This is a genomic window from Mesorhizobium sp. AR07 (assembly GCF_024746815.1).
In the GTDB taxonomy this organism is placed as follows: Bacteria; Pseudomonadota; Alphaproteobacteria; order Rhizobiales; family Rhizobiaceae; genus Mesorhizobium.
In genome coordinates, this window is sequence record NZ_CP080525.1 from 4,454,031 (window position 1) to 4,477,232 (window position 23,202).

Here is a 23,202-nt window from a genome sequence, read left to right on the forward strand (position 1 = left end):
CCTCCCCTCCCGGCTAGGCGCTGAACAAACCGCTTCAAACCTGTCGACAGCTTCGCTACGCTGAAAGCCATGTCGCAAACCGTCAATCCGATCTTCGGCGCCCGTCGCGATCAGGCGTTCCCCACTCTGGCCGAGGCGGACATCGATCGCATGCGCCGGTTTGGCGAGGCCAGCGCCTATGCCGCCGGCGAGCAGATCATCACGGCCGGCGATGTGGCGCCGGGCCTGATCGTCGTCCTGTCGGGCAGGGTGGACATCACCCAGGATGGCGGGCTCGGCCGGCGTGACACGATCGTCACGCACGGTCCGGGCAGTTTTGTTGGCGAGCTGGCCCAGCTTTCGGCCCGCCCCTCGCTGGTCAATGCCGAGGCCGCCGAGCCGGTCGAGGCGTTCGTCATCCCCTCGCAGAGGCTGCGCGACCTGATGGTACAGGAGGCCAATCTCGGCGAGCGCATCATGCGGGCGCTGATCCTGCGCCGTGTCGGGCTGCTGGAAAGCGCCACCAGCGGGCCGATCATCATCGGGCCTGCTGACAATGCCGACGTCTTGCGGCTGCAGGGGTTTCTGGCCCGCAGCGGCCAGCCGCACCGCGTGCTTGATTCCGGCAGCGATCCTTGCGCCAAAACCCTGGTCGAGCGCTTCAACGTCGATCCTCACCATCTGCCGGTCGTGCTGTGTCCGAACGGCCGCCTGCTGCTCAACCCCGGCGAGAAGGACCTCGCCCGCTGCATCGGCCTGCTGCGGCCGATCGATGCCGACAAATTATACGACGTCGCCATCGTCGGCGCCGGCCCGGCGGGGCTGGCGGCTGCCGTTTACGCGGCGTCCGAAGGCCTGTCGACCATCGTGCTCGATTGCCGTGCCTTCGGCGGACAGGCGGGCGCCTCCTCGCGCATCGAGAATTATCTCGGCTTTCCGACCGGCATTTCGGGCATGGCGCTGATGGCGCGCGCCTACAACCAGGCGCAGAAATTCGGCGTCGAAATGGTGATACCGGACGAGGCGAAGTTGCTGAGCGCCGCGACCGACGGCGCCCGTTACACGCTCGATGTCGGCGATGGCGAGACCGTACGGACGCGCACCGTGGTGATCGCCAGCGGCGCGCGCTACCGCCGCCTCGATATCGCCAATCTGGCGCGGTTCGAGGGAACGTGCGTGCATTATTGGGCCTCGCCGATCGAAGCACGGCTTTGCCAGGGCCAGGAAGTGGCACTGGTCGGCGCCGGCAATTCGGCCGGACAGGCGGCTGTCTACCTGGCCAGCCATGCGCGCAAGGTGGCGCTGCTGGCGCGCGGCGGCAGCCTCGATGCCAGCATGTCGCGCTATCTGGTCGAGCGCATCAGGGCACAGCCCAACATCGAGGTGCTGACCGGGACCGAGGTCGAGGCGCTGGAAGGCGACGAGGGCAGTCTTGGCGCCGTGCGTTGGCGCAACCGCGCCAGCGGCGCGGCAACGACGCGCCCGATCCGCCATCTCTTCCTGTTCATCGGTGCCGATCCGAATACGGACTGGCTGGTGCAATGCAACGTGGCGCTGGATGCCAAGGGTTTCGTCCGCACCGGATCCGACCTGGGATCGGCGCATGGCGTGATGGAGACGAGCCGTAGCGGGGTGTTCGCCATCGGCGATGTCCGCGCCGGCTCGGTCAAACGCGTCGCGGCGGCTGTCGGCGAAGGCGCCCAGGTGGTGGCGGCATTGCATGCCTATCTCGCGCAGGACGGCAGCCGCGCCGTCGCGCCTCAACAGGTCGGGCCAGAACGGATAGGGAGGGTGTGATGGCGGATGAATGCAGACATGCGGCTGACATCAAGGATGTGACGCCGAGCGCGCTCGGCTGCGAGGAATGCCTGAAGAGTGGCTCGGAATGGGTGCATCTGCGGCTTTGCCGCACCTGCGGCCATGTCGGCTGCTGCGACGACTCGCCCAACCGCCACGCGACAAAACATTTTCACGCGACCCGCCATCCGATCATCGAGGGCTACGATCCGCCGGAAGGCTGGGGCTGGTGCTACGTCGACGAGGTCTTTCTCGACCTCGGCGACCGCGTTACGCCGCAGAACGGCCCGATCCCGCGCTTTTATTGAGGCCGCGCCCGGCCGAGCTGGTCAGGTCCGCATTCCGCCCGGAGCAGAGGTTCGAGCCTTCCGGTCGCGCCGGTGTGCGTCAATCACAATCAATCGAGGCTTGGCGTACAGCCAGCCTGTTTGTGGCAACGTCGCTCCGAAGGCTGAAACCGGCAGCGCCTGATGGACATATCGGCATCGCATCCGAAGTCTGAAACCGCGGGTAGGGATGCCATAGGTCTGCCCATTTGTCAGCGAACTGTCAGGTTCCCTGATGCAGGGTCCGCCAAATCGCGGCCACCGAGCTCGGTTCCGGGACGCTCTCATCGCGTGCACTGATTGTGGTCGGGTGGGATCGCTGCCCCGGCAAAGCTTTTGCCACGATCGCGGCTAGTTTAGAAGAATTCAAGACAGGAATGCTCGGATGACCCCCACCTATGCCAGCTCCCAGAAGGCCATTCATTGGGCCGTGTTTCTGCTGGTCATCGGCCTTTACGGCCTGACTTACGTGGTCGATCTCTTTCCGCGTGGCGATCCCGGCCAAGCGCTCGTTTGGTGGTTTCATATTTCGTTTGGGATGCTGCTGTTCGCGCTGGTTGTCGGCCGCGTCGGCCTGCGCCTGATACTGGGAACGCCAGGGCTGCCGTCGGAAATGTCAGAGCTTGAACGATGGGCGGCAAAGATCGCTCACCTGCTGCTTTACGCGCTGCTCATGGCCATTCCGGTTCTTGGCATCCTGCTGACCTGGTACAGGGGCGAGGCCTTGAGTTTCTTCGGTCTTTTCACCATCCCGGCTCCGGTTTCTCCGGACCGCGCCACCGCCGGTTTCATCAAGCAGCTGCACAGCCTCTGCGCCAATCTGATCCTTGTCCTTGCCGGACTGCATGCGGCTGCCGCCCTCTGGCATCATTATGTCCGCAAGGACGACGTGCTCAAGCGAATGCTGCCGGGGACAAGTGGCTCCTGATCGCGGTTGGGACTACACCGGTCAAACGCAACTGAGCCGCCTGGTGCTACACTGGCCGGATGACGAGCCGGACTGAAACGTAAGGTCTATCACATGGCCCTTGGATGAAATCGACACTGAAGTGCCTGGCGATGGTGAGTCTGTATGGGCTCGTTGTAGCCTGGCCCCTCGCCGCGCGCGCGGAAGTGGATGATGACGGCGATCATGATCGGGCGCGCGACCTTTACGACCGTGGAGAGATAAAGGGCCTGTCCAACATCCTGGGCGTGGTTCGCGCCGAGGCTCCCGGCGATATCGTGGCCGTCGATTTCATCCGGATAGGCAACAGATGGGTCTACCGGTTCCAGATCGTTGCCGCCGATGGCCGCCGCCGGATCGTCGACGTGGACGCCGGCACCGGAGTCCTCATGCGCGGCGAGGGCGGCGACTGATGAGGATACTGCTCGCCGAGGATGAACCCCGCATCGCCTCCGACATCATGGCGGTCCTCAAGGCGGCTGGAATGGCGGTCGATATCGTGCGCGACGGCGAAGCGGCCTGGTTCGCCGGGGACGTCGAGAATTACGACGCGGCGATTCTCGATCTCGGATTGCCAAAGCTCGATGGCCTCTCGGTGCTGAAGCGCTGGCGGGCCAATTCGCGTCGCTTTCCTGTCCTGATCCTGACAGCGAGAGGTCTTTGGACAGAGCGCGTCGAAGGTATCAATGCTGGCGCCGACGACTACCTGCCGAAGCCGTTTGAGATGGAGGAGCTGCTGGCGCGGCTGCGCGCGATCCTGCGCCGTTCGACCGGCCAGGCGGCGCCCGTGCTGAAATCAGGCCCGCTGCTGCTGGACACGCTCCAGATGCGCATCTCGCTGCGCGGCGTTCCCGTCGCGCTGTCGCCGCTCGAATACCGGCTGATGGCGTTCCTGATGCATCACGCCGGGCGCGTGGTGGCTCCGACGGAGCTTGCCGAACACCTTTACGATTCCGGCAATGACCGCGATCCCAACGCGGTCGAAGTCATCGTCGCGCGCCTGCGCCGCAAGCTCGGCAACGATGTTATCGAAACCCGGCGCGGGTTCGGCTATTTCGTGCCCGACGGACCGTCCTGATGGGCAACTCGATCCGCTTCAGGCTCTGGTCGGCGGCAACAATCTCGATCCTCGTCGCACTTGCCATCGCCGGAGTGGGACTGCGCTATCTGTTCGAGAAGAATGTCGAGCGGCGTATCGTCAGTGAACTGACTGTCGATCTCAACGAACTGATCGGAGCAACCAGCTTCGCGGCCGACGGCCGGCTGTCGGTCGCACCGGATCTGACCGACCCGCGCTTCATCAATCCGCTATCCGGTCACTACTGGCAGGTGGAAGATCCGGCCAGCCACAGCCTGGTGCGCTCGCGTTCCTTGTGGGACGCAACGCTTGCTTTGCCGGTGTTGGGCGCCGACGGCGAATTGAGGAAGATCGAGGAGCTCAAGGGACCCGGCGGCGAACTGACCATTGCCGTCGAGCGCACCATCACCGATGCCGATGGCCGGTCCTTTCGCGCCGTCGTGGCGGAGGACCATCGCAGTGTCGAAGTGTCGGTGCGCGAATATGTCCGCGACCTCGCGCCAGCGCTCATCGTGCTCGCCGTCGCGCTGATGGCGGCCTTCTTCATCCAGATCACCGTCGGCCTTGCGCCGCTGGAGAACCTGAGGGTCGCCGTTCGGAACGTGGTCACGCAGCGAACGGCGCGGCTTGACGTGGCGGCGCCGAGCGAGGTGCAGCCTCTCGCCAACGAGATCAATCGCCTCCTCGACGCGCAGGAGAAAGCCCTCGCACGCGCCCGGTCGCGCGCCACCGACCTGGCGCACGGCCTGAAGACGCCGCTGCAGGTGCTGTCGGCCGACATCCGCGCCTTGCGCAAGAAGGGCGAGACCGAGCTCGCCGACGAAATCGAGAAGAGCGCCGGAGCGATCCGCCGCCATGTCGAACGGGAACTGGCGCGCGCCAGGCTCGCGCCAGGCGTATCGAGCAAGGCATCGTGCCGGGTCGGGGAGGCCGCGGCCGGCGTCATCGCGGTCGTCAAGCGCACGCCAAGCGGCAAGCAGCTCTCATTCGTGATCGACGTCACGGACGAATTCAGGGCGCCGGTCGATGAAGGCGACCTTTCGGAGATCCTGGGCAACCTGGTGGAGAACGCGGCTCGCTTCGCAAGATCCTCGGTCCACGTCGGCGCATTCGCAACCGCCGGCGAGGTCATCGTCACGGTCGCCGATGACGGCCCGGGCATTCCCGATGCGGACCGGGAATCCGCGCTGTCCCGCGGCATCCAGCTGGACAGCAAGGGCGGCAGCAGCGGGCTGGGACTTGCGATTGTTTCAGACATCGTCGAAGCCTATGATGGCCGCCTTACGATGGCCAATGCCGATCCCGGACTGGTAGTGACGATCGCCTTGCCCCGGCACGGCTGACCGGCATTCAGGCAAAGCCGGGGAAGTAGTCGACCTTTATCCTTGAGCGGCGAACGCCCATGGCCAGCAGCTTCCCGCGCAGCGCCTTGACCATGGCCTGCGGGCCGGAAATGTAAAAAATCCGTTCCATGTAGTCCGGCATGGCGAGACGGACCAGACGCTCGTCGATATAGCCGGAATACTGGCCGCGCTCGGCGCCCTGGGCCACGGCAATCGTCGCCCTGATGCCCAGTTCCCGCTTGGCGGTGCCGAGCACATCGCGATAGGCGATGTCCTGCTGGGTTTCTGCTCCATAGAGGACGACGATCGGCCGCCTTTCATGCCTGTCGATGAGATATTGCAGCATCGAGCGGAATGGCGTGATGCCGATGCCGCCGGCAAGGAAGGCGATCTTGGTGTCTGGATCGGCTGGCAGGGTGAAGTCACCGGCGAGCTGAGAGGCGTGGATCGTGCTGCCCGGTTTCATCGCGCCCAGCGCCTGCTTGAAGGCGCTGGATTGCGGATAGAATTTGACACCAAGCCGTAAGGATTGCTCGGTCGGCGCCGATGCAACCGTGAAATAGCGACGGTTGCCGCGATTGTCCGATCGGTCGAGACCAAGCGTCCATTCCAGATACTGGCCGGCCTGGAACGCGAGCTTTCGCGGTGACCTGAAGATGAAATCGTAACTGTCGACGGCCGATTGCTCGATGCGCTCCAGCGTCAGTACGAAGCGCCCCTTCGGGCTCACCGCGTAGGCAAAGAGATTGCCCGCCAGAAGCGCCAGCTCCGGTGTGAAATAGAAAGAGCCGACATGGATGTTGGGCGCGAACAGGAAGCCGACGATGGCCGCGAAGGCAATGCGCGGCCACCGTGCCGCCGGCGCCGTCAACGGCTCGGTCAGCATCACGAAGGCGAAGAACAGCAGCGGCGACGAACCCAGCGTCTCCGTCAGCGCGGCGGCGACTTGCGACGGCTCGGTGGTTGCCAGGATCGTCGCCAGCGCGACGGCAACGAAGGTGGCGACCAGATCGAGCCGGCGCAGCTTTCGCACGATGAGGAGGCCGCCGGCCAGCACGACCGGAAGCAATGGCAAATTGCCTCCGACCCACCATGTGGCCGGCTGCTCGAGCAGCAGCGCGGTCAGTGCCACGCCCAGCGCCGCGGGGTTGAACAGGTGCTTCCTGCCGATAGCGAGGATGAACTTGGATGACATCGCCCAGACGCAGGCGAACACCACCGCGACGATCCCCTTGAAGTCCGTGGCAATCACCGGATCGAGGATCAGCGCCAGGATGAGGGCGGTGATGTAGACGGATTCGCTGTTGGCCGGAACGTGGAAGACAACGGCAAAAATCCTGTTGGTGATCCAGCAGGCGGCCAGCATCAATCCCGTCGTGAAGGCGAGCGCGAGCGGATCATGCGGCACAAGCTTGAAGAAGCCGAGCACAAGGGCCGTGCCCAGCAGCGCCATGAGATAATAGAGCACCAGGCGGTACATGGTCTGATGGTCGAGGAGCCGGTCCATGGCCTTGATCATGGCTGACAAAAAGCTCCGAAACCGCTTGTCGGCGTGGCGCGGCCGTTGCTGCCGACGAGGTAGCCCTCGAGGCCCGGCGTCTGCTCGAGAAAGAGAATGCCATCCCGGCCCATGGCGAAGGCGGCGGTAGCGAAACGGTCGGCCTCGAACACATCCGCGCCGATCACGGTCAGGCTGACGATATCGGTGATTGGATCGCCCGCCGCGCGGGGATTGTAGATGTGCTGCCCGCGTACATAGGTGCCGGAAGTGGCGACGCCGTGCTCGCGCGGATAGACGATCTTGATGACTTCATCGGCGTTGAAGGGATTGCGAATGCCGACGCTCCAGTCGAGGCCCGCCGCATTCCGGCCGCAGGACTGGATGTCGCCGCCCGCCTCGATGAAGAAATCGCCGACACCGGCCCGGCGAACGATCCCGGCGGCATTGCGGATGGCCCAGCCCTTGACGATGCCGGACGGGTCCAGCGAGCCGCCGGGTTGGCGGATGTCGAAATATCCGTCCGTCTCGTTTTTCGTCTGTTCGGCGAACGCCATCACTTCCATCATCTCGCCGCTCCAGTCGCGGACCGGAAGATTGCCACGGTTGATGGCCGAAATCTCGCTGTCGGCCCTGTAGGTGCTGAACCTTTGGTCGACCTGCTGGAAATGGTCGAAGACGGTGTCGACAAGCACCGCCGCCGCGGTGCCGCCGATGTCGACGGTGATGGGCATGCCCATCAGAATCCGGGTCTCGCGCATGGAACTAGGACGACGCCTTCTTCAATGCGCCGCCGAGCGATCGGATGAAGGCCTTGCTGGTCAGCGTTGCCCCCGAAATGATGTCGACATCAGCGCTTTGCGCGCTGATCGCCTCATCACGCAGCATGGGCAGCGCCTGCCTGTTGATGTTGATGGAGGTGCGGCGGTCGGAGGGGTACTTCAACACTTTGAGTGCCGTGAGACGGCCGCCCTGGATGGAGGCCTGGATCTGGATCAGGCCGTAATAGGCATCCGTGACCGGGCCGGTATAGGTGCCGTCGGCAAAGCCGTGCGCGGCCGTCTTCGTGCCGGTACCCGCGGTAAGCTTCATGGCGGCTTTGATCACCCGGGCCGGTGCTTGCGGATGGTCGGGCCTCGGCTGGGGAATGGGGATGTAGACGGCTGGGGTGATGGTGAAGGCCGCCGTCGGCGGCGCGGCATCTGCGACGCGTTGAGCCGGCGCTTCTTCCGGCAGCGACGAGGATGCCTGGGAAAGCCGCGGCTGGGCGACAGCAAACGACGGCTTCTCGGCCATTGGCGGCTCTTGGGCGGGAGCAGCAATCGCCGCCGTGGTTTCGCCGTCAATCGTGGGCGGCGTGGTCGCCGGAGGCTTGAGACCCACACTCGGTTGCGGGGTACCAGGCGATGGCGGAGCAGACGCCGGAACGGAACCAGTTGCAACAGGGCGGGCGGGAGCAGGGGGGAGCATCATGCTCTTCTCGCCGGCACCGGCGGGTCCCACGGTGTCGATACTGGCGGGTCCCGCGGTGTCGATCACGTCGCCGATGGGACCCTTGCCCGCTTGATCCCAGACATAGGCGCCTGAGGACGCGATCACGAAAAGCGAGAGGGCAATCTTTTTCATGGGGCTGCGTTCCACATTGAATCCTGCGCCGGCGAATCGGCTTTGCGGCAATTCGGAAACAATGTCTCACGACGGAGCTGACAATTGGCTGTCAGCGCTCGTGACCGTCGACGGCACCAATCTTTGCAGCCACTGTCTGGGACCAAGCTGGTCTTGGCGGCACCGGCGGCGGTGTGCTGGCATCATGTCCGCGGGGAAGACGTACTCAGCCGATGCTGCCGGAAACCATCGGCTCCTAGACCACAGCCACCGCTTCGATCAGTCTCGCTTTGGCGATGCAGGCGCGGGCTCTTGGTTGTCCAAGCTGTTCTCATTCACCTGGAAGGCTATGCCTTCAACCTTCTTTTTCTTCAGGTCGTCGCCGGTCTCTTGCTGCGGCGCCCGCTTCGGATTTTGCTCGGTGTTGTCGTTCACGTCGAGGGCTCTCGTCATCACGTCCTCCGGTTGCTGTCCTGCAACACAATGTCCGACGGTGCACGGGGTTCGAGCCAAAAAGGCGCACCTCGCTCGCGCCAGGCAGGCTGGCTTACCGCGAGAACTCCCGGCTGGACAAACTGGTGACCAAAATTCTTTAGCTTGGCGCTGCTCGAAGACGTGTTCGGAAACGCAATCGAGCTGTTTCCACACCACGGGCACGACTTAAAAATCAGCCCGCGAAGTATCGATACCCCAGCCATCCCGTCAGCGCGATCGAAGCGGCCCAGATACAAGCGATGATGACCGCCGCACTGCGGCTCACTGGCCTGTCAACGGCAAGGGCGGCGGCCTCTCTGTGTTCTGCCATGACCTCGGGCGGTATCATCTTGACCACGGCAAGGACGCCCAAGGGGACCAGGATCGCATCGTCGAGGTAGCCAATCACAGGGATGAAATCGGGAATTAGGTCGATTGGGGACAAGGCGTAGCCTGCGACACACACAGCAAGCGCCTTGGCGCACCACGGCGTTCGGGGATCGCGCGCGGCGAGGTGGAGCGCATGCACGTCGCGCTTGATCGTTCGTGCCCATTCGTTCAGTGTCGTAGCCATGGGATGACTTTAGCGCCAAATGGTGACGCGCTGATAGCGCACGCCAAGCGCCTAGCCCCCTTCCTCCTTAGCGGGAGCGGCCGGTTCGAAGCTTCCTGGCAGGCGTTCGCTGCCGACTGCTATGCCGGTTATCGCACGGAGCCTGTGACGGTCGGGTCGATCGCGCTGGGAACGGATTTGCGCTCGTTGCCGGCAAGTGCGGCTATGACCAGCAGGCTGGCAACAACCGGCACGAACAGGATGGCAATGCGGGCTTGCACGTAAAAGATGGCGCGCCATTCGCTGCGCTTGTCGGGGCTGTTGCTCATCATGCTCACTTTGTCAGACCCCCAGGGGCGTGACATAGCCGCGAACGGTTAAGCAAACCTTCCCAATTTGCCGCTTGCGACCTCCAGGCGTCACGCCGCCTTGGACTTTTGTCTCGGCACCCTGTTGTTGTTGGCGCTGATAAGTCTTCCGAAGCCGCCTGAGATAAGGAAATTGATGTCGAGCAGCACTTGGGGAATCTGAAAACCGCCGGGACAGGCCAGATAATGAGGCGTCCAGACAGGTGAGAACTTCTGCTTAAAGGCGCGCAGGCCGCCGAAATTGTAAAATTCATCGCCGTAGCGGAAGGCAAGCCGGGCGACATGGCTCCAGCGCGACGCGAGAGTATGGTTGGGAATTCCAGACAGTGGTGCGGCGCCCAGGTTGAACCATTTGTAGCCCTGTTCCTTGCCATAGAGGAATAGCCGGACGAAAAGAGCATCCATCAGCACGTTCGAAACACCAGACTTGTAGCGCATCAGGTCGACCGACAACTCCACATCGCCTCCGCGCCAGATGTTACCGAAAGCTACAATGCGCCCGTGCTGCTTCATGACCGCGCAATCGAACCGGGCCAGATAGTCCGGGTCGAAATGGCCAAGCGAGAAGCCCTTCTCGGAACCGTTCTTCTCCTTGAGCCAGGTGTCGGAGACCTCACGCAGTTCCGACATGATGGACGGAACCTGCACGGCCGGAATGATTTCGAAGACGATTTCCTCGCGAGTGGCCCGACGGTCTGCGTAGCGGAATTCCTGGCTCTTATTGCCGTCGAGATCGAACGTCTGGAGATTGACCCTGGCAACCTCTCCAAGTTTCAAAAGGGAATAGCCCATATCCAGGTAGAGCGGTAGGTTCTCCGGCTGAACTCCGTAGAAAACAGCACGTTTGGCCTGCTTGTCGGCTGTTTCACGCAACCGCCAAACAAGCTCGCTGGCCTCCTCCGGATTGCCGATCGGATCGCCCATGCTTACCAGCGAATTGCCGGCATGACCGTACATGATGAAAGTCGTCTTGCTTGGCGACAGAAGAAATTCCTTGTCGCCGAGCAGGGCGATATTGGCTTGAGTGTCGTGTGACAACGTCACGATTTCGGCGATCTCGGCCTGCACCTCGGTCTTGGTCCGCCTCTTGCCGCCGCCGGACTGGTGGATCGCGCGATACATGGCGAGGAAGAAAACGACGATAGCCAGACCGATCGTGGCACGCAGAAAGCGTGTCGCGTCGCCGCTCCACTCGAATTGCCAGAACAGCTCGTCCGAATACTTTACGTCGCGGTAGAAGAAAAAGCCGAGCCACGTCGTGGCGGCGACGACCACACCGGTCAGGCCGAGCCAGCGCCATGACACCCTGGACACGTCCAGTGGCGCCCGGCGATAAAATGCGTCGCGGCACATAAGCAGGAACAGCGACGTGGCGCCAAGCACCAGCGCCTCCTCCCAATCGATACCTTTGACCAGCGAGGCAAACGCGCCGAGCACGAGCAGGACCATGGAGGTTGCCCAGGCGTAGAACAGGCGCCGGCGCAGGCCGTAGGCCACGATCAGCAGCGCGAGGCCGAGCAGGCTGCCGAGAAAATGCAATGATTCAACCAGCGAGAGCGGCAGGATATCCTCCAGCGTCTCGAGGCGCGCGGGAATGCCTGGCGTGGCGCCGGACAGCAGGAGCACGACGCCCGACATGAAAACGACCGCGGACGTGACCAGGGGCATCATGGTCTTCAAGCTGCGTATAGGGGCTGAGAGTTTCGCCGGCAGGTGGGACATGAAATAGCGGGATTCGAACAAGGCAAGCAGGACAGCTGCCAGGGCAAAGGGCAACACGTAGTAGATCACCCGGTATACGACGAGAGCGGCAAGGACATCCGCCCTGCCCGCCAGGCCGAGGCCCGCTATGATTGTTGCTTCGAAAACGCCAACGCCGCCGGGGACGTGGCTGATCGCGCCCACGACCAGCGCGGTCGCATACACCGTAAGGAACAAGGCGGGTCCGATCGACACATCAGTCGGAAGCAGCACGTAGAGCGTTGCCGCCGAAGCAGCTATGTCGAATGTCCCGATCAGCAGCTGAAGCAGGATCATGTTTCTCTGCGGCAGCGGGATCGTCCAGCCGAACAGGCTGATCGCACTGGCATGGCTGCGCGCACGTATGAAGGCCAGGACGAGGCAGAGCAGGATTGCCACACCCAGCAGGCGATCAGCGGCGGGATGGATCAGGTCCATCAGCGGAATGCCCGCCGGGTCGAAGATCAGCGCCATGGAGACCACCACGGCGAAGGCCAGCCAGATCGCGAACCATGTGAGAAGCACGATCTGGCCGATTTCACCGGCATCGAGGCCACTGCGCGAATAGGTGCGGAAGCGGATGGCGCCGCCTGTCAGCAGATGAAAACCAAGCAGGTTGGAGAAGGCGTAGCCGGCCATGCCGGACAAGGCAGCGGTCGGCCAAGCCACGCGGCCGGGCGCGATCGAACGGCTGGCGACGACATCGTAAAGGCCCAGCGCCACGAAACTGGCTACCGTTGCAAGGATGGCCAGAAAGATGGCATGCGGGCTGAGCATGAGCGCCTGCCGTCTGATGTCGGACAGGTCGACTCCAGAAGTCATCCGATGAAGCGTCACAAGCGCCGTCGCGGCCATGGCGACGGCCAGCACGATGCTGGCATAGGAGCGCAGCCATTTCGGGCTTGCAGCCACGGCGTCGTCTCTATTCGACATTCCGACCTTCGTCTTTCTTGTGAGATTCCGCGGGGCAATCGAGTCTTACGTCTCGATTTGATAATGATGCCCAGATCAAGGGACAGGCTGTGCTGCCAGCCTCCGGTGCAGTCCGTCAATGATGGTCTGTGTCAAACCGTTGTAGTCGCCATCGAAATGATGTCCGCCGGTGGTCTTGATCGTCTGGGTCCGAGTGCCCACGAGTTGCGGACAAGCGGTATCGTCCTCGTCCTCGCCGTAGAAGCATTGGACCATCGCGAGATCGATCTTTCGAAGTTCGGGCAGGGTCGGCGTTTCGCCGCTACTGCTGGAGCCAAGCCAGCCCTCGACGGAAATCTCGAAGGACGCACCTGCGGAAAAGCCCAGCAGCGAAATCTGCACGACGTCGTCAGCCGTCGCCTTGTCCAGCACATTGTAGACAGAGGGTAAAACGTCTGCCCCGAAAGAATAGCCGACCAGCAGGACGTGCTTCACATGCCAACGGTTCTTATAGGTCGCAATCACATTTTCCAGGTCGGTGGCGATGGCTTGCGGTGTCTTGGCGGACCAAAAATAGCGAAGTGAATCGATCCCGATCGTCGGAATCCCTTTGCTTTGAAGGATGGTCGCGATCGATTTGTCGATATCGCGCCAGCCGCCGTCGCCTGAATACACGATGGCCAGCGTGTCTTCGGTCGGTGTTGCCGGCAGTTCGACGATGGGCAGATCGGAAATGGAACCCGCGCCCTGGGCAATCAAGATATCCACAGCTGATTCGAGCGCGTCCGCAGCTGCGTTGGTACTCTGCGTCAGGTTGATCGCGTGGCCTTGTTTGATCAGTTTGTCGATATGGCTGCGCTGCTCGGGCGAACCGCTTGGCGTGAACACGACATCCAGCTTTTCCGGAAGTTGCCCAGGCAGCAGGTCGTAGACAATACCGTTCGCGGTGTCTTTCCGGGGTGCACCGCTGCATAGCATGCGCGTCGAAGGAAATGTCTCGGTTGGGTCCACCGCAACGCTTCCGCCTATGGTTGCCGGCGGTGTCTGCGCGGCGATGCCCATCACCAAGCCGCCAGCCGTGCCGAATCCGGCCAGGATTGGCGGCTGATACACAGAAGCCTTGCCGGAGCGCATCACCTCGTGGCTCAGCGTTTCGATGTCTGATACCAGGTAGACGCAGTCGCCGCCGGCCTTGTCAATGGAAGCGAGATAGCGCGGCATGTCGATACCGACAACGGCCGCGCCCCTTTCCACCAAGCGCTTCGAAAGGTCCTCGTCCGCCGGTGACCAGCCGTCGAGAGCGGAGAAGAGAAAGACCACTAGCTTCGGTGGCTGCGCCGGCAACGCGATGCGATCGGTCGGGACCATGCCGGCGTTGAATTCCGCTGCCGGGCCGGGTGATGAAATAGAAGCAACGGCCACAAACAAAAATGCGGCTAACGGCTTGAGGCGCTTTGATGATGAAAGAGGCAAGGTCGTCTATCTCGACATTCCGGTCGGTATCTCTGTAGGCGGGGTGTGAGGCACATAGTAGCAATTTGCCCCCGCATATTCTTGATTTGTCACCGAAATGCGACGCAAGGAAATTTTCAACACAATGTTCAGCGTCGGGGAGTCTTGTCATCTTTCGAAACTCTTCGCCGCAATCGGTGAGAGGCCGGATGGATGGCGCTGCTCGCAGGTCTGCGGCTGGACGATCCCTTGCGCCGGCTTCAGCCCAGCCCGATGCGCCTGGCGCCCTGGCGGAACAACGCCACGGCGTCCGGCTCGAAGCGGAAGGTGCCGATGAAATCGTCGACGCCGTAGTTTGGCAACGTCTTGCGGATGGCGGCGGCAAAGCCGCGCGCCTCGTCGAGGCGTCCCGCCAGCGCCAGGCAGTGTGCTGCGATCGCCAGGATGATGGCGTGGGCGTTGGGCCGCGCCGCCGCCTTAAGCGCCCATTCGGCCGCTTCCTCGAACTGGCCGAGCCGGACATGCGCCATCGCCCGCGCTCCCAGCATGCCGAACAGCAGTGGGTCGAAGGGGCTCAGATGGCGCGAATGGTCGGAAGAGCCGATCGCCGCTCGCGGGTCGCCCGACTGCGATTGGACGAAGGACAGCGCGTAGTGGCCAAGCGCGAAGTTGGGGCTGAGGTCCACCGCCCGCTCCAGCTCGAGCAGCGAGCCGTCCTGCTCGCCGCGCAGCCACAGCGCCCGGCCCATCGCCCAGTGCGCGGCCGGATTGTGGTCGTCGACCAGCAGGCTCTGGCCGGCGCTCTCGAACGCCAGCGCGCTTTCCCGGTCGCGGTCGCCCCAGCGCTGGAAGGCGTTCTGCCAATGGGTGAAGGACAGGCCGGCATAGGCACGGGCAAAGGTCGGGTCGAGCCGCAAGGCCATGGCAAAGAAATGCCGCGCCTGCTCGTTCTCGGCCTGGGTGAAGCGATACATGTGCCAGAGGCCGCGGTGATAGGCCTCCCAGGCGTTGAGCGAGCTTGGCGCCTTGAGCATGGCGCGGTTGCGCTCGACCGTTTCGATCTCCGCCGAGATCGACGAGACGATGCTGTTGCCGATATCGTCGAGCACGGCGAAGATGTCGTCGGGCCGACGCTCGAAGGTTTCGGCCCAGACGATCCTGGCGGTGCGCACCTCGACCAGTTCGACGCTGACAATGAGGCGACCGGCCGGGCCGCGCACCGTCCCGGTGGCGACATAGTCGACATTCAACCGGCGGCCGGCATCCTCGGGCGCGATGTTCTTCTCGGCCAGCGCAAACACCGAGCCGCGCGCGATGACAAAGAAATCCCTAAGCTTCGCGAGACGGGTGATGATGTCGTGGGTGAAACCGTCGGCCAGCCCGCCGCGCGCGCCAGTTTTCTCGACAAACGGCATCACCGCCAGCGAAGCGTGGCTCGGCTCGACCGGGCCGGCATCGCTGGGCGCGGCGACCAGGCGCGATACCGCGGACAGGCAGGCCGGCTGCGCCCGGAGCGAGGCAGCTGGCCGGTGCTCACGCATCGCCTGCCAGGCGATTTGAACCGGCCCGAAATCGAGCGCCTCCGACTGGAACAGCCGTGCCGCCGACGCGAGATGCTGCTCGGCGGCGCCGATGGCGCGGCGCTGCGCCAGATTGGATAGCAACGCCAGATGCGCGCGCGTGTCGAATGGCGCCAGCTCGACCCATTTGTCGAGATGCGCGGACACATCGGGTGTGTCAGCCGGATGGTTTGCGGCAAGCTGCTCCAGCACGGCGGCGTGGCATGAATGAAAACGGCGGCGCTGCGCGACCAGCCAGCTGTTGAAAAGCGGGCTGCGCTCAAGTTCCAGCCCGTCGAGGAAATCGCCGGCAAACAGCTTGGCCTGCGTCTGCAGCCGCTCCATGTCAAGGGAGCCGATCCCTTGCGCGAAGGCGCGGGCGACCTCCAGCGCATCGACCGGGCAATCGCTCAGATCAAGCGCGACCGTGTCGCCTTGTGTGGAGACCCGGCGCCGGTCCGGCTCGTCGAGAACGCCGCGCAGTTTGCTGAGGCACCAGCGCAACTCGCCACGGGGGTCGTTGGGCACATCCCACAACAGCTCGCACAGGCGACTGCGGCCGACGGCGTGCGGCGCCAGCGCCAGATAGGCAAGCAGTGCGCGCAGCTTGCGTGAAGCCGGCAGCGCCACCGGAACGCCGTTGCGCAGGATCGCCAGCGGGCCGAGCAGGCGCACGGAGAGACCCGGCATCTCGCCGTCCGGCCTCGATCGGGCGGTTTCCACGTGCGTTTCCACGCCTGCTCCCACGCTGGCCTGTCGGCCTCTCCTGTACCACTGAACACGACACGGCGCATCCGGCAGCGAATTTCGCCGCATCGCCGACAATCGAAACTATCGCGGCAAGGTCTCAAAACCTCGCCGCCCAATCCACGGGTCTGTAACCGGCCCGTGATGGCAAAACACGATGACAAGACACGACGACAACCGAGGAGATCAAAGATGTTGCATCAGCAGAAAATCAGGACCACGGCCGGGCGCGGCCGCCTGTTCGACAGCATTCTCGACACCGTCGGCGACACGCCGGCGATCCGCGTCAACAATCTGGGACCGGCCCATGCGACGATCTACGTCAAGGCCGAGTTCTTCAATCCTGGCGCCTCGGTGAAGGACCGGCTGGCGCTCAACATCATCGAGGAAGGCGAGCGCAGCGGCGCGCTGAAGCCCGGCCAGACGGTGGTCGAGGCGACCAGCGGCAACACCGGCATCGGACTGGCCATGGTCTGCGCGCAGAAGGGCTATCCGCTGGTTGTCACCATGGCCGACAGCTTTTCCATCGAGCGCCGCAAGCTGATGCGCATGCTGGGCGCCAAGGTGGTGCTGACGCCGCGCGCCGAAAAGGGCTTTGGCATGTACAAGAAGGCGGTTGAGCTGGCTGGGGCCAATGGCTGGTTCCTCGCCCGCCAGTTCGAAACGGCGGCCAATGCCGCCATCCACGAGGCGACCACGGCGCGCGAGATCATCAATGATTTCGCCGGTTCGCGGCTCGACTGCTTCGTCACCGGCTATGGCACCGGCGGCACGGTCGTCGGCGTCGCCCGCGTGCTGCGGCGGGAACGGCCGGACACCCGCATCGTGCTCTCCGAGCCGGCCAACGCGCAGCTCATCGGCAGCGGCAAGGCACAGCAGCGCGGTGCCGACGGCGCTCCCGCCGCCACCCACCCGGCCTTCGAGCCGCATCCGATCCAGGGCTGGACGCCGGACTTCATCCCCAATGTGCTGCAGGAAGCCATCGACGCCAGCCTCTATGACGAGGTGATGCCGGTTGCCGGGCCGGAGGGCATCAAATGGGCCAAGGCGCTGGCGCGCCAGGAAGGCATCTTCACCGGCATTTCCGGCGGCGCCACCTTCGCGGTGGCGCGGCAGGTCGCCGAACAGGCGCCGGCCGGCGCGGTGATCCTGTGCATGCTGCCCGACACCGGCGAACGCTACATGTCGACGCCGCTGTTCGATGGCATCGAGGCCGAGATGGACGCCGACGAGATCGCCCTGTCGCGCTCGACGCCCGGTTGCCAGTTCCCGGCGTAACGGGAGACACGTCATGGACGCCGCGCAAGAAACCCCTGGCATGATGGCCGAGGAAACGCTTGACCCCTCGGACTGGGCCGATGTGCAGGCTCTGTCGCACCGGATCGTCGACGATGCCGTCGGCTATCTGAGCGATGTCAGGGATCGTCCGGTGTGGCGGGAGATGCCTGGCGAGGTGCGGGAATTCTTTACCGCGCCCTTGCCGCGATCGCCTTCACCGCTTGCCGCTGTCTACGGCGACGTCGCGCGCAATTTGATGTCCTATCCGATGGGCAACACCCATCCGCGCTTCTGGTCCTGGTATATGGGATCGAGCAACTTCACCGGCGCGCTCGGCGATTTCCTGGCGGCGATCCAGGGCTCCAATCTCGGCGGCGGCAACCATGCCGCCGGGCTGATGGACAGCCAGGTGGTCGACTGGTGCAAGCAGATGCTGGGCTTTCCCGCTTCGGCCAGCGGTACGCTGGTCAGCGGCGGTTCGATGGCCAACATCATCGGGCTGACGGTGGCGCGCAACGTCAAGGCTGATATCGACGTGCGCGAGCACGGCGTTGCCGCCATCGAAAAACCACTGCGCTTCTATGGTTCGGACCAGCTCCACGCCTGCCATCGCAAGGCGATGGAAGCGCTTGGCCTCGGCAACCGGGCGCTGTGCCGCATCCCGACCGATGCCGGCCTGCGCATCGACCTCGATGCCTTGCGGGCGGCGATTGCCGAGGACCGCGCGGCCGGACTCAAGCCGGCCTGCATCATCGGCACGGCCGGCACGGTCAACACCGGGGCCATCGATGACCTGCGGGCGCTTGCCAAGCTGGCACATGAGGAAAACCTCTGGTTCCATGTCGACGGCTGCATCGGCGCGCTGATCGCCATCGCGCCGCAAAATGCCCACCGCGTCGCCGGCATCGAATGGGCTGATTCGGTCGCGCTCGATCCGCACAAATGGCTGCACGCGCCATTCGAGGTCGGCTGCGCCCTGGTCAGGGATGGCGCTGCGCATCGCAAGACCTTCGCGGTAACGCCGGAATATCTGGAATCGACGCCGCGCGGCCTTGCGTCCGGGCAATGGCTGCATGACTACGGCTTGCAGACGACGCGCGGTTTTCGCGCGCTCAAGGTGTGGATGGCGCTGAAGGAGCATGGCGTCGAAAAATTCGGTCGCCTGATCGACCAGAACATTGCGCAGGCGGGCTATCTCACCGGGTTGATCGAGGCCGAGCCGCGGCTGGAGCTGGCAGCATTGCCGACCATCAACATCGTCTGCTTCCGCTATCAGCCGGGCCTCGCCGGCGAGGCGCTGAAGGCGCTCAACACCGAAATCATGCTGCGGTTGCAGGAACAGGGCATAGCAGCACTCTCCGACACCACGGTGCATGGCGAGCACTGGCTGCGCATGGCGATCACCAATCACCGCACCCGGCGCGGGGATATCGACCTTCTGGTGCGTGAAACGGTGCGGCTGGGATGTGAGATCGCGGCGGAGGGCCTGGCATCTTCCTCGGGACCCGCGCCTTCCTAGTTCCCGGCAGGCATGCGATTCTGCCGCCATGATTCGGGAGGTCCGACCGTGACGCTGTTTCGCATGGCAGCCCTTGCTGCCTTGGTCTTCACCACCTCGGCCGAGGCCGCCGAGATGGCCTTCTTCGTCAAGAACCTGCGCAAGGAAGCGGTTGCGGTCGAGCTGTTCAGCCGCGACCGCGAGACGGTCTGGCCGGGCAATGACCAGGTGTTCCTGATCGACCCGGCCTCGCAGAAATCGGTGCCGCTTTCGTGCAATCAGGGCGAACGCATCTGCTACGGCGCCTGGGTCAATGGCAACGACAGCATCTCCGCCGGCGTCGGGCCGGACAATGACCAGCCCTGCGACACCTGCTGCTTCATCTGCGTGGAGCATTCGACCGAGACGATCGATCTGGTGCCTTAAATTAAGGCATCGGACCCAAATTAAGTCAGGCATCGTTTCGGCCGGCCACTTCCGCGATTCACTACAGCGTGCAATGGTCGCCCGGCGGCCGGGTAGGCCGTTTGTTTCAGGGGGTTACCTATGTTTTATGCCTATGCGCGCCGGACGCTGGCCGCGCTCTCTCTCGTCATGCTGGTAGCGCCGTCGGCGCATGCCGCCGACATCACGTTCGCCATCAAGAACAGCCATCCCAATGCCATGCGCCTCGAGCTTTACAGCCAGGATCGCGACTATGTCTGGCCGGGCAACAACCAGGATTTCTACCTCAATGACGGCGAGACCAAGTCGTTGCCGGTATCCTGCGACAGCGGGGAATCGATCTGTTACGGCGCCTGGGTCGACGGCGACGAAAGCACCTATTGGGGCGTCGGCCCCGGCAACAAGGAAAAATGCGAGGATTGCTGCTATACCTGCAACGGCGGCGAGACCGAGGAAATCAACCTGGTTCCCTGACCGGTTTGCCAGCTTGACGGCTTTCCTGTTGGGGCCATAGCCTGCACAAATACCAAAAGCGCGCCGCGTCTGTCCGTTTGGACGCGACGTGCTTCAGGCAACAGGAGCACGGCAATGGCCGACATGGTCGAAAGCGACAAGATCGATGTCGGGTTTTCCGGCAAGCGCTGCATCCATTCGCGCAATTGCGTGCTCGGCGATCCGCACGTCTTCGTGCCCAACGCCCCGGGACAATGGATCCATCCCGATGCGGCCAGCGTCGAGAAGATCGTCGCCATCGCCGAAAGCTGCCCCTCGGGCGCCATCACCTACATCAGAAAGGATGGCGGGCCGCAGGAACAGCCGCCGGCGGTCAACACCGTGCGGCTGCGGGAAAACGGCCCGCTCGCCGTGCACGCCGAGATCGTGCTGGCCGGCGAGACTTTTTACCGCGCCACGCTCTGCCGCTGCGGCGCGTCGGAAAACAAGCCGTTCTGTGACGGCAGCCACACCAAGGCCGGCTTCACCGCCACCGGCGAACCGGCGCTGAAGGACACGCCGGCGCTCGACGCGCGGGATGGACCGCTCACCATCACGCCGACGAAGAACGGCTCGCTCAAGCTCGAGGGCAATCTCGAAATCGTCACCGGCACCGGCCACACGGTGGATCGGACGACAGTCGCCTTCCTGTGCCGCTGCGGCCATTCCGCCAACAAGCCGTTTTGCGATGGCACGCACAAGAAGGTGGGGTTTGTGGGGTAGGCTGGGCGGCCGAAGCTGCCAATCTCCCCCCTCGTGGGGGAGATGTCCGGCAGGACAGAGGGGGGCGCCGTAGAGTGCCAGCTTCATCCCAGCTTGGGTTCCTCGCCCCCACGAAGGTGGGGGAGAGGTGGCTCGGCGAAGAAAGGCCGGAGGGACAGCGCCCCCCCTCTGGCCTGCTGGCCATCTCCCCCACAAGGGGGAGATCACGCCTCGTGGCCCAGCGCTCGCGGCTTTATCGGCCGGCCGCTATCGGCTAAGGGCAGGGGCAGACAAATTAGCCAGCCGGACCCACCATCAGACATGACCACCAAGACCAAGCCAAAGCCGCTGTTCCTCGGGATCGATACCGGCGGTACCTATACCGATGCCGTGCTGTGGTCTGAAACGGAAGGCAAGCAAGAGGGGCCGAACAAGGGCAAGGTTCTGGCCAAGGCCAAGGCGCTGACCACGCGGCATGACCTTGCCGTCGGCATTTCCGGCGCCGTCGACGCGGTGCTGCGGAAGGCCGGCACCGATCCGGCCGCCATCAAACTGGTCTCGATGTCGACGACGCTTGCTACCAACGCGCTGGTCGAAGGCCAGGGCGGTCGCGTGGCGCTTGTGATGATCGGCTTTTCCGAGGCCGACCTCGCCCGCGACGGACTGAAGGCAGCACTTGGCACCGACCCGGTGGTTTTTTGTCCAGGCGGCCACGACGTTCATGGCAATGCCGCGAAACTGGATCTGTCAGGGCTGGAGGCAGCCTTGCCGGAACTCGGCGCATCCGTGTCCGGCTTTGCCGTCTGCGCCTATTTCGCCACCCGCAATCCGGCGCATGAGATCGCCGCCCGCGAGCTGATCCGCGAAAGGACCGGCCTGCCGGTCACATCAAGCCACGAACTGTCGGCCAAGCTCGGCGGCCCGCGCCGGGCGCTGACGACGCTGCTCAACGCCAGGCTGATCTCGATGATCGACCGGCTGGTGGCGGCGACCGAAGGCTTTCTCGAGGCGCGCAACATCGCCGCACCCCTGATGGTGGTGCGCGGCGACGGCGCGCTGGTGTCGGCGGCGTTTGCCCGCCAGCGGCCGATCGAGACCATCCTGTCCGGGCCGGCCGCCAGCCTGGTCGGCGCTCGCCACATGACCGGGCTCGACAATGCCATGGTCTCCGACATCGGCGGCACCACCACCGACGTCGCCGTGCTCGACAAGGGCCGGCCGCGGCTCGATCCGGAAGGCGCCACCGTCGGCGGCTTCCGCACCATGGTCGAGGCGGTGGCCATGCGCACCTTCGGCCTCGGCGGCGATTCCGAAGTGGCGCTGGAGGATGGTTCGCTCAACCCGAAGATCCTGCTCGGACCGCGCCGCCTGGTGCCGCTGGCGCTGGCCGGCATGGCGCATGGCGACGCCGTCACGTCGGAGCTCGAACGGCAATTGCGGGCGCCCAATGCCGGCCGCATGGACGGCCGCTTCGCGGTGCGCACCGGTGTGCCGGACCGGCTCGCCGCCGGATTGACCGGCGCAGAAGCCCGGCTCTACGAGGCGATCGGCGCCGTACCGCTGGCCGTCGACAGGCTTTTGACCTCGAATGCGCAGAACGCGACGCTGAACCGGCTGGTGTCGCGCGGGCTGGTGCATGTCGCCGGCTTTACCCCGTCGGACGCTGCCCATGTGCTGGGCAAGCAGGCGAACTGGGATCCCGTCGCCGCTCGCCTCGGCGCCGAACTGTTCGCGCGCAAGCGCGACGGCCGCGGCCAGCCGATAGCAGCCTCGCCGGAGGTGATCTCGGAGCGGGTTCTGGTGACGCTGACGCGCTGGTCGGCCGAGTACATTCTCGAGACAGCCTTTGCCGAGGATGGGCTCGATGGCGCGTCGACGGTGGCGCACGCGCTGGTGCAGCGCGCGGTCGACTCGCATCCCGGCATCGCCCGGCTGAGCGTCGCGCTCGACCGCCCGGTCATCGGCCTTGGCGCCTCGGCGCCGCTGCACTATGCCGGCCTGCCGCCTTTGATCGGCAATGAGTGCGTGGTGCCTGAAGACACCGATGTCGCCAACGCGCTCGGCGCCGTCGTCGGCCAGGTCAGGGTTTCGGCCGAAGCACGGGTCAGCCAGCCCAGGGAAGGTCTGTTTCGTCTTGCCTCGGGTGAAACCGTGCGCGATTTTCTTGACGAGGCGGCGGCGATCGCGGCGGCGCAAGCCGACGTCCGAGCCATCGTCGCCGAGCGCGCCAGGGATGCCGGCACCGACAGCGCCGAGATCGAGGTCGCGACCGAATTCCGCGTCTCGACCGTAGAAGCCCAGCGCATGTTCATCGAGGCGCATGTCGTGGCCGTGGCCTCGGGAAGGCCAAGGATTGCGGTGTAGCCCCTTCTCCCCGTTTACGGAGAGAAGGTCCGGCAGGGGGATGAGGG

General features: G+C 64.3%; 21 protein-coding genes. 12 read left to right on the forward strand and 9 right to left on the reverse strand.

The genetic code is table 11. From position 1 onward, the window contains the following. Positions 1-69: 69 nt before the first annotated feature. The 6 genes from BPNPMPFG_RS22640 to BPNPMPFG_RS22665 all read left to right on the forward strand — a co-directional run bounded on the left by BPNPMPFG_RS22640 (position 70) and on the right by BPNPMPFG_RS22665 (position 5,469). A complete protein-coding gene (locus BPNPMPFG_RS22640) occupies positions 70-1,776 on the forward strand; it encodes an FAD-dependent oxidoreductase (protein ID WP_258590871.1) in 1,707 nt (568 codons plus the stop codon). Next, positions 1,776-2,084 carry a UBP-type zinc finger domain-containing protein gene (locus BPNPMPFG_RS22645; RefSeq protein WP_258590872.1) on the forward strand — a complete coding sequence of 103 codons (309 nt, stop codon included), beginning with the start codon at positions 1,776-1,778 and terminating at the stop codon, positions 2,082-2,084. The genes BPNPMPFG_RS22640 and BPNPMPFG_RS22645 overlap by 1 nt, the downstream gene beginning before the upstream one ends. A 403-nt stretch (positions 2,085-2,487) precedes the next feature. Then, complete coding sequence (locus BPNPMPFG_RS22650) at positions 2,488-3,030, forward strand: cytochrome b (protein WP_258590873.1); 543 nt, start codon at positions 2,488-2,490, stop codon at positions 3,028-3,030. Between the two features lie 104 nt (positions 3,031-3,134). Next, on the forward strand, positions 3,135-3,461 hold the full coding sequence (locus BPNPMPFG_RS22655) for a PepSY domain-containing protein (protein ID WP_258590874.1): 327 nt from the start codon (positions 3,135-3,137) through the stop codon (positions 3,459-3,461). Beyond that, the gene (locus tag BPNPMPFG_RS22660) at positions 3,461-4,126 is read left to right on the forward strand and encodes a response regulator transcription factor (RefSeq protein ID WP_258590875.1); all 666 of its coding nucleotides are present in this window, start codon (positions 3,461-3,463) and stop codon (positions 4,124-4,126) included. The genes BPNPMPFG_RS22655 and BPNPMPFG_RS22660 overlap by 1 nt, the downstream gene beginning before the upstream one ends. Beyond that, positions 4,126-5,469, forward strand: a complete 1,344-nt coding sequence (locus tag BPNPMPFG_RS22665) for a sensor histidine kinase (protein ID WP_258590876.1) — start codon at positions 4,126-4,128, stop codon at positions 5,467-5,469. Before BPNPMPFG_RS22660 ends, BPNPMPFG_RS22665 begins: the two co-directional genes overlap by 1 nt. Before the next feature lie 7 nt (positions 5,470-5,476). On the opposite strand, the gene BPNPMPFG_RS22670 is transcribed toward BPNPMPFG_RS22665, so the two are convergent. The 9 genes from BPNPMPFG_RS22670 to BPNPMPFG_RS22710 all read right to left on the reverse strand — a co-directional run bounded on the left by BPNPMPFG_RS22670 (position 5,477) and on the right by BPNPMPFG_RS22710 (position 16,320). After that, positions 5,477-6,988, reverse strand: a complete 1,512-nt coding sequence (locus BPNPMPFG_RS22670) for an RnfABCDGE type electron transport complex subunit D (RefSeq protein ID WP_258590877.1) — start codon at positions 6,986-6,988, stop codon at positions 5,477-5,479. Further along, positions 6,985-7,701, reverse strand: coding sequence for an FAD:protein FMN transferase (locus tag BPNPMPFG_RS22675; protein ID WP_258590878.1), 717 nt, complete (start codon positions 7,699-7,701; stop codon positions 6,985-6,987). The genes BPNPMPFG_RS22670 and BPNPMPFG_RS22675 overlap by 4 nt, the downstream gene beginning before the upstream one ends. A 31-nt stretch (positions 7,702-7,732) precedes the next feature. Next, positions 7,733-8,593, reverse strand: a complete 861-nt coding sequence (locus BPNPMPFG_RS22680; protein WP_258590879.1) for an FMN-binding protein — start codon at positions 8,591-8,593, stop codon at positions 7,733-7,735. Positions 8,594-8,851: 258 nt separating this feature from the next. Further along, positions 8,852-9,025, reverse strand: coding sequence for a hypothetical protein (locus BPNPMPFG_RS22685; RefSeq protein ID WP_258590880.1), 174 nt, complete (start codon positions 9,023-9,025; stop codon positions 8,852-8,854). Between the two features lie 214 nt (positions 9,026-9,239). Beyond that, positions 9,240-9,620 (reverse strand): YkvA family protein, encoded by a 381-nt coding sequence (locus BPNPMPFG_RS22690; RefSeq protein ID WP_258590881.1) that lies wholly within the window; start codon positions 9,618-9,620, stop codon positions 9,240-9,242. Between the two features lie 128 nt (positions 9,621-9,748). Further along, positions 9,749-9,931, reverse strand: coding sequence for a hypothetical protein (locus BPNPMPFG_RS22695; protein ID WP_258590882.1), 183 nt, complete (start codon positions 9,929-9,931; stop codon positions 9,749-9,751). Positions 9,932-10,018: 87 nt separating this feature from the next. Further along, a complete protein-coding gene (gene mprF / locus BPNPMPFG_RS22700; RefSeq protein WP_258590883.1) occupies positions 10,019-12,640 on the reverse strand; it encodes a bifunctional lysylphosphatidylglycerol flippase/synthetase MprF in 2,622 nt (873 codons plus the stop codon). Between the two features lie 75 nt (positions 12,641-12,715). Then, the gene (locus BPNPMPFG_RS22705) at positions 12,716-14,092 is read right to left on the reverse strand and encodes an AcvB/VirJ family lysyl-phosphatidylglycerol hydrolase (RefSeq protein WP_258590884.1); all 1,377 of its coding nucleotides are present in this window, start codon (positions 14,090-14,092) and stop codon (positions 12,716-12,718) included. 239 nt (positions 14,093-14,331) lie between these two features. Beyond that, on the reverse strand, positions 14,332-16,320 hold the full coding sequence (locus tag BPNPMPFG_RS22710) for a transcriptional regulator (RefSeq protein WP_258596872.1): 1,989 nt from the start codon (positions 16,318-16,320) through the stop codon (positions 14,332-14,334). Between the two features lie 249 nt (positions 16,321-16,569). Between BPNPMPFG_RS22710 and BPNPMPFG_RS22715 the strand changes: the two genes are divergently transcribed. From BPNPMPFG_RS22715 to BPNPMPFG_RS22740, 6 genes are all read left to right on the forward strand, one after another. Continuing rightward, the gene (locus BPNPMPFG_RS22715) at positions 16,570-17,655 is read left to right on the forward strand and encodes a PLP-dependent cysteine synthase family protein (RefSeq protein WP_258590885.1); all 1,086 of its coding nucleotides are present in this window, start codon (positions 16,570-16,572) and stop codon (positions 17,653-17,655) included. A gap of 13 nt (positions 17,656-17,668) precedes the next feature. Continuing rightward, positions 17,669-19,174 carry a pyridoxal phosphate-dependent decarboxylase family protein gene (locus tag BPNPMPFG_RS22720; protein ID WP_258590886.1) on the forward strand — a complete coding sequence of 502 codons (1,506 nt, stop codon included), beginning with the start codon at positions 17,669-17,671 and terminating at the stop codon, positions 19,172-19,174. A gap of 48 nt (positions 19,175-19,222) precedes the next feature. Further along, positions 19,223-19,579, forward strand: coding sequence for a hypothetical protein (locus tag BPNPMPFG_RS22725; RefSeq protein ID WP_258590887.1), 357 nt, complete (start codon positions 19,223-19,225; stop codon positions 19,577-19,579). A 120-nt stretch (positions 19,580-19,699) separates the two neighbouring features. Continuing rightward, complete coding sequence (locus tag BPNPMPFG_RS22730) at positions 19,700-20,071, forward strand: hypothetical protein (RefSeq protein ID WP_258590888.1); 372 nt, start codon at positions 19,700-19,702, stop codon at positions 20,069-20,071. A gap of 114 nt (positions 20,072-20,185) precedes the next feature. Further along, positions 20,186-20,812: a CDGSH iron-sulfur domain-containing protein gene (locus tag BPNPMPFG_RS22735; protein ID WP_258590889.1), complete on the forward strand. Its 627-nt coding sequence runs from the start codon at positions 20,186-20,188 to the stop codon at positions 20,810-20,812. Positions 20,813-21,112: 300 nt separating this feature from the next. Next, the gene (locus tag BPNPMPFG_RS22740) at positions 21,113-23,155 is read left to right on the forward strand and encodes a hydantoinase/oxoprolinase family protein (protein ID WP_258590890.1); all 2,043 of its coding nucleotides are present in this window, start codon (positions 21,113-21,115) and stop codon (positions 23,153-23,155) included. The last annotated feature ends 47 nt before the right edge of the window (positions 23,156-23,202 follow it).

Bases quoted from the DNA above. Each gene is read 5' to 3' on its own strand.
- BPNPMPFG_RS22640 (WP_258590871.1), top strand. From the start codon at position 70: ATGTCGCAAACCGTCAATCCGATCTTCGGCGCCCGTCGCGATCAGGCG.
- BPNPMPFG_RS22645 (WP_258590872.1), top strand. From the start codon at position 1,776: ATGGCGGATGAATGCAGACATGCGGCTGACATCAAGGATGTGACGCCG.
- BPNPMPFG_RS22650 (WP_258590873.1), top strand. From the start codon at position 2,488: ATGACCCCCACCTATGCCAGCTCCCAGAAGGCCATTCATTGGGCCGTG.
- BPNPMPFG_RS22655 (WP_258590874.1), top strand. From the start codon at position 3,135: ATGAAATCGACACTGAAGTGCCTGGCGATGGTGAGTCTGTATGGGCTC.
- BPNPMPFG_RS22660 (WP_258590875.1), top strand. From the start codon at position 3,461: ATGAGGATACTGCTCGCCGAGGATGAACCCCGCATCGCCTCCGACATC.
- BPNPMPFG_RS22665 (WP_258590876.1), top strand. From the start codon at position 4,126: ATGGGCAACTCGATCCGCTTCAGGCTCTGGTCGGCGGCAACAATCTCG.
- BPNPMPFG_RS22670 (WP_258590877.1), bottom strand. From the start codon at position 6,988: ATGATCAAGGCCATGGACCGGCTCCTCGACCATCAGACCATGTACCGC.
- BPNPMPFG_RS22675 (WP_258590878.1), bottom strand. From the start codon at position 7,701: ATGCCCATCACCGTCGACATCGGCGGCACCGCGGCGGCGGTGCTTGTC.
- BPNPMPFG_RS22680 (WP_258590879.1), bottom strand. From the start codon at position 8,593: ATGAAAAAGATTGCCCTCTCGCTTTTCGTGATCGCGTCCTCAGGCGCC.
- BPNPMPFG_RS22685 (WP_258590880.1), bottom strand. From the start codon at position 9,025: ATGACGAGAGCCCTCGACGTGAACGACAACACCGAGCAAAATCCGAAG.
- BPNPMPFG_RS22690 (WP_258590881.1), bottom strand. From the start codon at position 9,620: ATGGCTACGACACTGAACGAATGGGCACGAACGATCAAGCGCGACGTG.
- BPNPMPFG_RS22695 (WP_258590882.1), bottom strand. From the start codon at position 9,931: ATGATGAGCAACAGCCCCGACAAGCGCAGCGAATGGCGCGCCATCTTT.
- mprF (WP_258590883.1), bottom strand. From the start codon at position 12,640: ATGTCGAATAGAGACGACGCCGTGGCTGCAAGCCCGAAATGGCTGCGC.
- BPNPMPFG_RS22710 (WP_258596872.1), bottom strand. From the start codon at position 16,320: ATGCCGGGTCTCTCCGTGCGCCTGCTCGGCCCGCTGGCGATCCTGCGC.
- BPNPMPFG_RS22715 (WP_258590885.1), top strand. From the start codon at position 16,570: ATGTTGCATCAGCAGAAAATCAGGACCACGGCCGGGCGCGGCCGCCTG.
- BPNPMPFG_RS22720 (WP_258590886.1), top strand. From the start codon at position 17,669: ATGGACGCCGCGCAAGAAACCCCTGGCATGATGGCCGAGGAAACGCTT.
- BPNPMPFG_RS22730 (WP_258590888.1), top strand. From the start codon at position 19,700: ATGTTTTATGCCTATGCGCGCCGGACGCTGGCCGCGCTCTCTCTCGTC.
- BPNPMPFG_RS22735 (WP_258590889.1), top strand. From the start codon at position 20,186: ATGGCCGACATGGTCGAAAGCGACAAGATCGATGTCGGGTTTTCCGGC.
- BPNPMPFG_RS22740 (WP_258590890.1), top strand. From the start codon at position 21,113: ATGACCACCAAGACCAAGCCAAAGCCGCTGTTCCTCGGGATCGATACC.